The organism is Acinetobacter sp. CY17, assembly GCF_059515825.1.
On sequence record NZ_JCAKMX010000015.1, the window covers coordinates 38,789 to 51,019 of the forward strand.

9 protein-coding genes are annotated in these 12,231 nt (G+C 42.9%); 8 read left to right on the forward strand and 1 reads right to left on the reverse strand.

Translation table 11 applies throughout. The annotated features are described in order from the left end of the window. Positions 1 to 371: 371 nt before the first annotated feature. From AC5YCI_RS10955 to AC5YCI_RS10990, 8 genes are all read left to right on the forward strand, one after another. Complete coding sequence (locus tag AC5YCI_RS10955; protein ID WP_496129969.1) at positions 372 to 1,388, forward strand: sulfate ABC transporter substrate-binding protein; 1,017 nt, start codon at positions 372 to 374, stop codon at positions 1,386 to 1,388. A gap of 154 nt (positions 1,389 to 1,542) precedes the next feature. Further along, complete coding sequence (rsmH, locus tag AC5YCI_RS10960) at positions 1,543 to 2,466, forward strand: 16S rRNA (cytosine(1402)-N(4))-methyltransferase RsmH (protein WP_496175520.1); 924 nt, start codon at positions 1,543 to 1,545, stop codon at positions 2,464 to 2,466. Next, on the forward strand, positions 2,466 to 2,804 hold the full coding sequence (gene ftsL / locus AC5YCI_RS10965) for a cell division protein FtsL (RefSeq protein WP_496129967.1): 339 nt from the start codon (positions 2,466 to 2,468) through the stop codon (positions 2,802 to 2,804). The genes rsmH and ftsL overlap by 1 nt, the downstream gene beginning before the upstream one ends. A gap of 2 nt (positions 2,805 to 2,806) precedes the next feature. After that, the gene (gene ftsI / locus AC5YCI_RS10970; protein ID WP_496129966.1) at positions 2,807 to 4,633 is read left to right on the forward strand and encodes a penicillin-binding protein PBP3; all 1,827 of its coding nucleotides are present in this window, start codon (positions 2,807 to 2,809) and stop codon (positions 4,631 to 4,633) included. A gap of 7 nt (positions 4,634 to 4,640) precedes the next feature. Then, positions 4,641 to 6,134 carry a UDP-N-acetylmuramoyl-L-alanyl-D-glutamate--2,6-diaminopimelate ligase gene (locus AC5YCI_RS10975; protein ID WP_496129965.1) on the forward strand — a complete coding sequence of 498 codons (1,494 nt, stop codon included), beginning with the start codon at positions 4,641 to 4,643 and terminating at the stop codon, positions 6,132 to 6,134. A 9-nt stretch (positions 6,135 to 6,143) separates the two neighbouring features. Next, entirely contained in the window at positions 6,144 to 7,553 is a 1,410-nt protein-coding gene (locus AC5YCI_RS10980; protein ID WP_496129964.1) for a UDP-N-acetylmuramoyl-tripeptide--D-alanyl-D-alanine ligase, read from the forward strand. Beyond that, the gene (mraY, locus tag AC5YCI_RS10985; RefSeq protein WP_496129963.1) at positions 7,554 to 8,672 is read left to right on the forward strand and encodes a phospho-N-acetylmuramoyl-pentapeptide-transferase; all 1,119 of its coding nucleotides are present in this window, start codon (positions 7,554 to 7,556) and stop codon (positions 8,670 to 8,672) included. It abuts the gene before it with no gap. Between the two features lie 57 nt (positions 8,673 to 8,729). Further along, positions 8,730 to 9,533, forward strand: a complete 804-nt coding sequence (locus AC5YCI_RS10990; RefSeq protein ID WP_496175521.1) for a putative RNA methyltransferase — start codon at positions 8,730 to 8,732, stop codon at positions 9,531 to 9,533. Positions 9,534 to 9,560: 27 nt separating this feature from the next. Here the strand turns inward: AC5YCI_RS10990 and ponA are convergent, their stop codons facing one another. Beyond that, entirely contained in the window at positions 9,561 to 12,128 is a 2,568-nt protein-coding gene (gene ponA, locus AC5YCI_RS10995; RefSeq protein WP_496175522.1) for a penicillin-binding protein PBP1a, read from the reverse strand. Between the last annotated feature and the right edge of the window lie 103 nt (positions 12,129 to 12,231).

Here is a 12,231-nt window from a genome sequence, read left to right on the forward strand (position 1 = left end):
AATAATTTTTAACAAACAACTATGAAGATAAGGTGAAGATAAGTAACAACTGCTGTTTAGTTAAGCAATTTTTACAAAAATATGCAAGTGAACTGTTTTTTTACTGGTTTTAGATAAGCAAAGCTTAAAAATATACTAAGCCTTAGCACAAGGTTATGATGTAATAATCTATAGGGTCTAATATATGTTTTATGCATATATTAATCATAAAAAGCTATATAGGCGTTTTATCATAATTTTTTTAATAAAAAACATACTTTTAACTTAAGTGTTTAAGCTAAAAGTCATAGATCAGGCACAGTGCTTGAATTGAAGTTTATAAATATATTTCATATATTTAGCACTAATATAGATAATGGATGAATGCTGCCATGAAAATGCAATTGAAGACTTGGGTAAGTACCGCGCTATTGCTCGGTAGTATAGCATTTGGCACATCTGCACAGGCTGCAGACCGTGAGTTTTTGAATGTATCTTATGACGCAACACGTGAATTTTACGACGAGTTTAACAAATCATTTGGTCAATATTGGAAAGACAAAACCGGTTTATCTGTAGCCTTTAAACAGTCACATGGTGGTTCAGGTAAACAGGCACGTTCTGTGGTTGATGGTTTAAAAGGCGATGTAGTGACGTTGGCACTTGCCAATGATATTGAAGAAATCGTGAAGTCCGGGCAGATTCAAAAAGGTTGGCAAAAAGAATTTCCACACAATTCAGCCCCTTATACTTCTGCGATTGTGTTTATGGTACGTAAAGGCAATCCAAAAGGCATTAAAGATTGGAACGATTTAACCAAGCCAGGTGTAGAAATTATTACTCCAAATCCAAAAACAGGTGGTCTACCACGTTGGGTGTATTTATCAGCTTGGGGTTACCAGTTAAAACAACCAGGGGGCAATGAAGCTAAAGCCAAAGAATTTGTAGGTAAGATGTACCGCAATGTTAAAGTGATGGATTCAGCCGCGCGTGCGTCAATGACGACGTTTGCTGAACGTGGCATTGGTGATGTATTACTTACTTGGGAAAATGAAGCTTTAGTGACGCAAAAAGCCTTGGGCAAAGGTAAATTTGATATTGTCTATCCATCATTGACCATTTTAACTGAACCATCTGTGGCTATTGTGGATCGTACAGTTGAGAAAAATGGTAACAAATGGTTAGCGCAAGGTTATATCAATTACTTGTACTCACCTTTAGGTCAAGACATGGCGGCACGACATTACTATCGTCCACGTAACCCAGAGATTTTAGCCAAGTATTCACATCAATTCCCAACACTAAAAACCTTTACCATTGACGAAGTGTTTGGTGGTTGGGCGAAAGCACAGCAAACCCATTTTGTTAATGGCGCGATCTTCGATCAGATCTATAATTCTAGACGTTAATTTTAAGCTGCATAAAAGCTCCCAATTGGGGGCTTTTTTTAGCTAAAACGGTTTTCTCTATGAAAAATAAAAATTCCCTACAAAAAGTCGTTTGGCGCTTGGCAAAAAGCAGGTGATAATGTGCAGTTACAATTTTGCTTATTTCAAGAGTGCTATGTCCCATATTTCTGTATTACTTCACGAAACCGTTGATGCTTTAGTTGCAGAGCGCAATACAGGGATTTATGTAGATGGCACCTTTGGGCGCGGTGGGCATACCCGTTTATTGCTGTCAAAACTCGATGCCAATGCCAAAGTTTATGGTTTTGATAAAGATCCGCAAGCTTTAGAAGTAGCGTATCAACTGCAACAAGAAGATCCGCGTTTTGAGATTATTCATGCGAGCTTTGCTGATTTAAAACAAGAGCTTGCTGCGCGTGGGATTGATCAAGTCGATGGTGTGATGGCTGATTTAGGGGTGTCTTCGCCGCAGCTTGATCAAGCAGAGCGTGGTTTTAGTTTTATGCATAGTGGTCCACTTGATATGCGTATGGACAATTCAAAAGGCCCTACCGCCGCTGAATGGTTGGTTGAGATTGAAGAAGAAAAATTAGCCAATATTATTTTCCAATATGGCGAAGAACGTTATAGTCGTCGTATTGCTAAAGCCATTAAAGCGGCAGGTTATATTGCAACAACTGGTGAATTAGCTGAGATTGTTAAAGTCGCGCATCCTAAATGGGAAAAAAATAAACATGCTGCAACGCGTACTTTCCAAGCGATTCGTATCGCGATTAACAAAGAATTAGAAGATGTTGAGGTATTTTTACCCCAAGCGGTAGATGTGCTGAAACCACACGGTCGTTTAGCGGTGATTAGCTTCCACTCTTTAGAAGACCGTTTAATCAAACAATTTATTCAAAAAGAATCAACTTTGGCAGAAGACCATAGTTGGGGAATGCCACAACAACGCGAAGATACGCGTCGTTTAAAGAAAATTGACCGTGTTAAAGCCAGTGAAGCGGAAGTGAAAGCCAATCCTCGTTCGCGTAGTGCATGGTTACGTGTTGCAGAACGTTTAGTTGCTAAAGGCGAATAATGAAAAACCAAGAGCAAATTGCCGATCAACCTAAATCCAAATTAGTTTTAAAGCGTAATCTAAGTTATGCGCTGTTGATTGCTTTGGTCTTTATTAGCGCCATGATGGTGGTATTTCAAGTGTTTGAATATCGTCATGATTATCGTCAGCTCAGTAGCTTGAATCGCGAAAAAGAAGCGCTTAATGCTGAGTGGGGGCGTTTGCTGATTGAGCAACAAACCTTTGGTGCAACTGCGCAAATTGGCACACGTGCAGTGACACAACTACGTATGTATTCACCTCCGGCAGCACAAACTGTCGTGATTTCTTTACCGATGAACTCTGAACAGAAACAATAAGTATGGCCGATTCGCATAAAAAACCTACGCGGAAAAAAAAGCAGTCTATTACTGAAAAAAATACTTTAAGTGTAGATATGTGGCGCTTCTACCTCATGTGGGGCGTGGTGCTGGCTGTTTTTCTGATTTTGGTCGGTCGTGCCTTCTTTGTACAAATCATTGATAAAGAGTTCTTACAAAATAAAGCCAATGCCAACATGGTACGCACCGAAAAAATTAAGCCGATGCGTGGGGTAATTAGCGACCGTCATGGGGTACCTTTGGCGATTAGTACTCCAATCATGAATGTGGTGATTGATCCACAGGATTATTTTGAAAATAAAAAGCTTTATGATGAAACCAAAGCCAAACTTGCTGTTGATCCAAGCAACAACAAATTAAAGCGCCAGTTGCCGGACAAAAACTTAAATTTGGATGAACTGGCTGATGCCGTTGGTATGGACCGTGCTGAACTACGTAAAAAGGTTTATGAACGTCCAAACTCACGTTATGTGGTCTTAAAAAAGGAAGTGCCACCACCACAAGCAGAAATGATTGTCGGGCGTAATTTCCAAGGCGTATATACCGAAAAAAATTATAAGCGTTATTATCCACAGCCGCAGCCAAGTGCACAAATTATTGGTTTAACCAATAGCGAAGGTACAGGAATTGAAGGCTTGGAAATGCAGCTCAATAGCCGTTTATCCGGTGTGGCAGGCGAGCAACGTATTTTACGTGATAAAAAAGGCAATCGCGTTAAAGATCCAGATGTGCTACGTGAAGTTGAACATGGTGAAAATATTACCTTAAGTATCGATTCACGTTTGCAGTACATTATGTATCGTGAGTTGACTGCTGCGGGTATTGCCAATAATGCTCGTTCTGCCACTGCGATTGCAGTAGATGTCAAAACTGGTGAAATCTTAGCGATGGCAAGTTGGCCATCGTATAACCCAAATGATAAAAAAGGCTTAGAAAACAAAGATGCTATGCGTAACCGCGGTGCAGTGGATTCTTTTGAGCCGGGCTCGACCATGAAGCCACTGACAGTAGCAATGGCACTCGAAAGTGGTAAATATAATGTCAATAGTGTCGTTAATACCTCACCGGGGAGCATGCGTGTAGGTAACCATACTATCCGTGATACGCATAACTACGGCCCTTTAACCTTAGGTGGCATTATTCAAAAATCATCTAACGTGGGTGTGGCTAAACTGGCCCTATCTTTGCCATATGAAACGCTACCTACTTTCTACAAACGCTTAGGTTTTGGTCAGCGTTCGGCAGTCAAATTCCCAGGTGAAAGTGCGGGTTTAATCTTGCCGCCAAGTAAATGGAACGTGTCTGAAGTAGCCACCATGTCTTATGGTTATGGTCTAAATGCCACCGTGCTACAGATGGCAGATGCCTATGCCATGCTAGCCAATAAAGGTAAAAAAATGCCATTAAGTTTGTACAAACTTGAAGGTTTACCGCAAGGCGAGCAAATGATTGATGCAAAAATTGCCGATCAAGTATTACTGATGATGGAAACAGCCACTCAACCAGGCGGTACCGCAACACGCGCTAATATTCCTGGTTACCGTGTTGCAGGTAAAACAGGTACAGCGCACAAATTACGTGCTGATCGTAAGGGCTATTCGACCAACGAATATCGCGCCTTATTTGCTGGGGTAGCACCTGTGAGTGATCCACGTTTAGCCATGGTGGTTGTGGTTGAAAATCCAAAAGGCAGTTATTACGGTGGTACCGTGTCTGCACCGGTATTTGCCCGCGTGATGCAAGAGTCTTTACGTCTCCTTAACGTCCCTTTAGATAAACCCTTAGAGAGCCAAAAGCCCAATAAATAGGTGAGCAATGTCAATTACATTTCAACAGCTTTATCCGATCGACCAAAGCGCTGCTTGGATGACACAATCCTTTCAGGGCTTTCAATTAGATAGTCGTCAAGTACAGCCAGGGCAAATTTTTATTGCCCTGACTAGTTTTTCGCAACCAGAAAAAACTGTGCAATTTGCGCAAAGTGCCCTTGATCGAGGTGCTTTGGCGGTCATTGCTGAAACGGATTTAGGCTTAGACAATAGCTATGTTGTGAGCAATGTGCGTCATTTAATGGGCCAGTGGCAAAAACAATATTTACAAGCGACGCAGCCTGTTAACCCAGCACGCATTTTGGCAGTAACAGGAACCAATGGTAAAACCACAATCTCGCGTTTAGTGGCTGAACTTTTAATGTTGCAAGGTAAAAAATGTGCTGTTATGGGCACTACAGGGAATGGGATTTTACCTAATCTTGAGGCCTCTTCGCACACCACTTTAGATGCTTTACACTTGCAAACAGCTTTGCATGAATATGCGCAGCAAGGTGCTGAATTTGCAGCAATTGAAGCCAGTTCGCATGGTTTAGAACAAGGTCGTTTAAATGGCGCAAATATTGAAATTGCCGCGTACAGTAATTTAAGTCGTGATCACTTGGATTATCACGGTACGCTAGAAGCGTATGCGGAGGCCAAAGCGGCTTTATTTGCTTTTTCTGGCCTCAAAGTGGCGATTATCAACATTGATGATGAACACGCGCCAGTGATGTTACAAGCAGCCAAAAACAATTCAGCGCAGCCTAAAATCCTGACCTATTCAACGACACAAGCAGCTGATTACCAAGTTAAAGATATCGAATATAGCTTAAGTGGTGCGAGGTTTAGCCTAGTGACTGCACAAGCTGAATTTGAGGTGCAAAGTCCGTTATTGGGTCACTTTAATGTTGAGAATTTAGTCGCTGCATTGGTCTCTGCTGAACAAGCGGGTTTTGCCTTAAGTGATTTGATTGCAACAGCACCACAGCTCAAAGGTGCGCCGGGTCGTATGCAAGTGATACGTGATGACGAACGTTTATTTGTGGTGGATTATGCACACACCCCTGATGCCTTAATTCAAGTGTTACAAACCTTAAAACGTCATGTGTCACAAGACCTTTGGGCCGTGTTTGGCTGTGGTGGTGACCGTGATCGTGGTAAACGTCCATTGATGACGCAAGCGGCATTACAAGGTGCTGACGTGGCCTTGCTTACCTCAGATAACCCACGTACTGAAGATCCTGAGCAAATTTTTGCTGACATGAAAGCCGGCATCGATTTTAGCGCGCATCGTGTGCATGAAATTCATGATCGCCGTGAAGCGATTAAATTTGCAGTTAAAACGGCTAAAGCCGGTGACATTGTGGTGATTGCCGGTAAAGGTCACGAAAATTATCAAGAAATTAATGGCGTGCGTCATTGGTTTGACGACGTTGTTGAAGTGCAAGCTGCGCTTAACATGCCACAGCAGGCCGATCGTGCCTATCCTGCGCAATAGGAAAACATCATGCATACCTCAACCACCAGTACTGTGCCTTTAGAGCCGTGGACAGCCGAACAACTTGCCGCAGCCACCCAAGGGCATTGGCATAATAACCAAGTGCCACAAGGCGCAATTAAACGTATTTTAACGGATTCACGTCATGCCGAAGCCGGTGATGCCTTTTTAGCTTTAAAAGGCGAGCGTTTTGACGCCCATGATTTTATTGTACAAGTGGCTGCCCAGGGCTGCCAAGTTGCGATAGTCAGTCATCCTGTAGATGCCGATATTTACCAATTGGTGGTGAGTGATACACGTTTGGCTTTGGGTGCTTTGGGCGCTTATCGTCGTCAGCATAATCCGCAGCTTAAAGTGATTGCTTTAACGGGCAGTAGTGGTAAAACCACCACCAAAGAAATGCTGGGTAGTATTTTATCGCGCTTAGCCCCAACGCTGATTACTCGCGGTAATCTAAATAATGATTTAGGTGTGCCGATGATGTTGCTTGAGCTGTGTGCTGAGCATCAATATGCTGTGATGGAATTGGGCGCAAGTCATCAAGGTGAAATTGATTACACCTCAAATTTAGTGCAGCCGCATGTGGCAGGCATCTTAAATATTGGGACTGCGCATTTGGGTGAGTTTGGTGGTCGTGATGGGATTTGCCGTGCTAAATCGGAAATTTACGCACATATTGCCAGCGATGGTACAGCCATTTTCCCAAGTGATGATGACTTTAGTGCACAAATTCAAACTGCCGTACACAATGAAAAAATCTTAAGTTTTGGTCACGGGGGTGACATCTTTGCCACAGATATTGATTTACAGCCCCAAGAAACCACATTTACTTTAAACACCCCGCAAGGCACTAGCCGAGTGAAGTTACCATTTGCGGGTGAGCACAATGTACAAAATGCGTTGGCTGCGGTGGCTTTTGCCTTGGCTTTAAATATTGATCTACAAGACATTGTACAGGGTTTAGAACAAGCTCAAGGTGCTAAAGGTCGTCTGAACTTTATTCAACATAAAAATCATTTATTTATTGATGACACCTATAACGCCAACCCAAGCTCAATGCGTGCTGCTGCCGAAGTGCTGGCGAAGCAAGAGGGTATTCGCGTGATGGTGATTGGTGATATTGGTGAACTAGGTGCTGCTGCTGCGATTGAGCATTACAAACTGGGGCGCGATTTAGTCTCAGTCAAAGGCTTAAACTTTGTCGTGGCAGTGGGCGAATTTGCCCCTGCGGCACAAGAAGGTGCGCGCAGTACCCAATATGGTAAAAAAATGCAGGCTTTCTTAACTCAAGAACAAGCCTTACCTCTTTTAATTAGTCTAGTCGAAACACATCAAACGCAATCCATGAGTTTCCTGTTTAAAGGTTCTCGTTATACCCATATGGAAACGTTGATGGCGCAATTGATGGAGAAACTGTAAATGCTACTCTGGTTGTTCGAACACTTAGCGAGTTATCATGACTCGTTTGGTGTAGTACGTTATTTAACGCTACGTGCACTATTAAGTGTCCTCACCGCGCTTGGGATTGGGCTTGCGCTTGGCCCCTATATGATCCGTAAATTACAAGCCTTAAAATACGGTCAAGCGGTCAGTAGCTTTGCGCCTGAAGGTCATGCCAAAAAAATGGGCACCCCAACCATGGGTGGTTTACTGATTCTATTGTCTATTGGTATTTCCACCTTACTCTGGGCAGATTTAAGCAACCCTTATGTCTGGATTGTGCTTGCAGTAATGGTCATTTTTGGTGCCGTAGGTTGGGCCGATGACTGGATTAAAATCCGTTATAAAGACAATGCCGGTTTACCAGCCCGCAAGAAATTCTTTTGGACTTCAGTTGGTTCAATTGGTGCAGGTATCGCGCTGTATTACATTGCAACTCTACAACCGAGTGCAGCGCAAACAGCGTCTATGTTGGATGTGCTGATTCCATTCTTTAAAGAAATCTCGATTCCACTGTCGATGATTCCACTGGGTATCGGTTTTATTATCTTTACTTATTTGGTGATTAACGGTGCATCCAATGCAGTCAACTTAACCGATGGTTTAGATGGTTTGGCCATTATGCCAATCGTCTTGGTGGCAGCAGGTTTGGGGGTGTTTGCTTATCTAGCGGGTGATGTACGCTTTGCTAATTATCTGCATATTCCTTATGTAAAATATTCATCTGAATTGGTGGTGATCTGTGCAGCGATGATTGGCGCAGGTTTGGCTTTCCTTTGGTACAACGCCCATCCTGCGCAAGTATTTATGGGTGATGTCGGCGCATTATCTTTAGGTGCGATGCTCGGTACCATTGCAGTGATGGTTCGTCAAGAAATCGTCTTTGCCATTATGGGCGGTGTGTTTGTGGTAGAAGCAATTTCAGTCTTCTTACAAATAGGTTCACTACGTATGCGTAACAAACGTGTGTTCTTAATGGCGCCACTCCATCATCATTACGAGAAAAAAGGCTGGCGTGAAACACAAGTGGTGATTCGTTTCTGGATTATCACAATTATGCTGGTAGTTTTAGGCTTAATGACTTTAAAATTGCGCTAAGCAAATCGTAAAAAGAAAGTCGGCATTTGCCGGCTTTTTTTGTTTTTGGAGAAAATGATGAACCTACTCATGTGCCCTGTATGTCGGGAAAAACTGAGTCTTACAGAAAAAACATGGCACTGCGTAAATCGTCATAGTTATAACTTGGCTAAACAAGGCTATGTCAATTTACATGTAGTGCAGCATAAACACAGTAAAAATCCGGGTGATACGCCTGAGTCGGTACAAGCGCGCCGTGCCTTTTTAAGCGCAGGGCATTACGCACCATTGCAACAGGCAGTGGTGAAAAAAATTGCTGAGTTAAGGATTGAAAACTTGCTGGATATTGGTTGTGGTGAAGGCTATTACACCAATGCAATGCAGGCCCAAGTATTGCAATGCGTAGGGGTAGATATTGCGAAAAATGCGGTACAAGTGGCAGCGAAGCTGAATAAAGACATCACTTGGATTGTTGGTACTGGCGCAACTTTACCTGTTTTAGACGCTTCAATTGACCTATGCACCAGTCTATTTAGCCCGATTCCTAAGCAAGAAATTCTACGTGTCTTAAAAGATAACGGTCATTTAATGGTGGTCACGCCAGCACAAAATCATTTATATGCGATGCGTGAAGCCTTGTTTGAAGAGGTGAAACAACATGATTCGGCTAAATTTGTTGAACAGCTCAAAGATGCCTTTGATTTAGTCGAAGATATCGTGATTGATGCCCCTATGCAGCTCAATCAAACTGATTTAAAAAATCTGATTGCCATGACGCCTTATGCCTATAAAGCCAAACCAGAGCGTCGTCAGACTTTAGAAGTCAATGAACACTTTAATTTGGCCGCGCAGTTCCAAATTTATGTGTTTAAAAAGAAATAAAAAAAGCCCGCAATCGCGGGCTTTTCCTTATTCAACTTCTCGAATTAAATTTTCTAAACTGTCGCTAGGTGCTTCCCGTTTAGGTTCAGGTTGCATCGGCGGTGGTGTTTTACGTGCTGGCTGCAACGCTGTAGTGCCAGGTAAGTCGGCAAAGTCATTCTCTACGCTGCGTTTTGGTGCCACTGGGGGTGGACGATAAATTGGACGTGCCAGCGGCGGTGCGGTACGGTGTTGTTGATCGTCTTGTTCAGCAGATTCAACTTTGTTACGATCTTCTGGTCCTTTAGCTTTAGCATCTAGTCGTACCCATGCTGATGGTGTGCCTTTTAAAGATTTCTCCATAAAGTCACTCCAAATTGGAAGTGCTGCCACGCCGCCATATTCACGGCGTCCTAAGGTGCTTGGCTGGTCAAAACCGACCCAAGTAATGGTCACGAGTTTACCGTTAAAACCGGCAAACCATGCATCTTTTGCATCGTTGGTAGTACCTGTTTTGCCACCTAAATCATCACGACCAATTTTTAAAGCAGCACGACCGGTACCGTGATTAATTACATCACGCAAAATATTGGCCATATCATAAGCTGAGCTGGATTTTAAAATCCGCTGCGCTTGACGATATTCAGTGCTGTCGGCAGGTTTAGCAGTTGGAGTAGGTGCAGCAGTGGCTTCTGAATTTGCTGCTTCAGATGCAGCTTTGGCTTCAGATGCAGCCTCTAAAAATGCTGCATCATCTGCTGAAAGTTCTTTGAGATCCTTTTTAGCAGGTTCATCTTTTTGAGTAATACACTGAATACAGGCATATTCAGGATTGGCTTTATAGATCACTTTGCCATAGGCGTCTTCAATACGCTCAATAAAATATGGTTGAACGCGGTAGCCACCATTGGCAAACGTGGCATAACCTGTGGCCATTTGTACCGGTAAGACTTGTGGTGTACCTAAAGCAATGGTGTAGTTACGCGGAATTTGATCTTCTTGTAAACCAAAGTCCATAAATAATTGTCGTGCACGTTCAACGCCGACGCTTTGTAATAAACGCACTGATACTGTATTACGTGATAAATACAATGCTCGGCGCAGTGGAATCATGCCCAAATAACGTCCATCGGAGTTTCTAGGAGTCCATTTACCAATGGTAATAGGCGCATCATTAACCATACTATGCGGGGTCATGCCACGCTCTAATGCTAAAGCATAAACAAAGGGTTTGATGGTTGAACCTGGCTGACGCCAGCCTTGAATGGCACGGTTAAATTTAGACTGATAAAAGTTATAGCCCCCCACAACTGCTTCTAAAGCCCCATTGTTAGGGTTTAATGCAATCAATTGGCCTTGGACTTTTGGAACTTGGACCAGTGCCCATGAAGTTTTTTCTGTATTGGGGCGTAAACGTACAATATCCTTAACTTTGACAATTTGTGAAGCCCGGCTTGGCGCAGCTCCTACACTATTGGCGCTGCGATAGGGGCGTGCCCATGACATACCTGACCAGGGTACGGTTACCGTTGAACCATCTTGCATAACAGCATCAAAGCTATTCGTACCAACTTTAATGACTTGAGCGGGGTAGGTGTTGGCATAAGCCATAAATTCTTTTAAGGGTTTATCGTGTGCCTCAGCACCACGCCAACCATGACGACGGTCATAATCTTCTAAGCCATCACGTACTGCCTGTTCGGCGTAGGCCTGACGTTCACTATTAATGGTGGTATAAACTTTATAACCTGAATCGACTGCATGTTCGCCAAATTTTTCCACTAACTCGCTACGCACCATTTCGCCTACATAGGGAAATCGGTTGCTAATACTACGGTCAGGGCTGTCTAAATTTAATGGCTCGGCAATCGCAGTTTGGTATTGCGCTTGGTCAATATAACCTAGCTGTAACATCCGTCCTACAATCCAGTTACGACGCTCTAGCGCACGTTCAGGATTGGCAATCGGATTATATTTAGAAGGTGCTTTAGGTAATCCGGCAATCATGGCCATTTGCGCCACAGAAAGCTCATTTAAACTCTTGTTATAATAAATCCGCGCTGCAGCCGCGATACCATACGCATTTTTACCTAAGAAAATTTTATTTACGTATAAGGTTAGAATTTCTTCTTTACTTAAAGTCTGTTCAATTTTGCGTGCTAAAAATACTTCAGTCAGTTTACGTTTTAAGGTACGTTCTGGACTTAAATAATAGTTTTTAGCCACCTGCATAGTAATGGTTGAACCACCGGTTTGCACATCAGATCCAGTCAAACTCTCAGTCACAGCACGACCTAAGCCCTTAAAGCTCACCCCGCTGTGATCAAAGAAAGATGAGTCTTCGGCTGCTAAAAACGCATGGACAAAGGTCTGTGGAATTTGGTTGTAGGCCACCGGAACCGAGAGTTTGCCACCATATTCGGCAATCAGTTGGTTATCTGAGCTATAAACTTGTAAAGGCTTAAGCAAAGGCGCTTTTTTGAGGGTCGACATATCCGGTAAGGATGGGGCGATATAAAGGTACATGCCATAAAAACCCATCGGAATTGAGACTAAAATTATAATTATGCTCAAAAAAAATGGATGCACACGGCCTGAACAAGATAGCTTTTTCATAACAAGTAAGTTTTAATAAGAGCTAATGGCAAACTAATTGGTCGTCAGTATAGCCTTTACACCTACGGATTGTTAGATGAGTTATTGTATCCGTATAAAATTA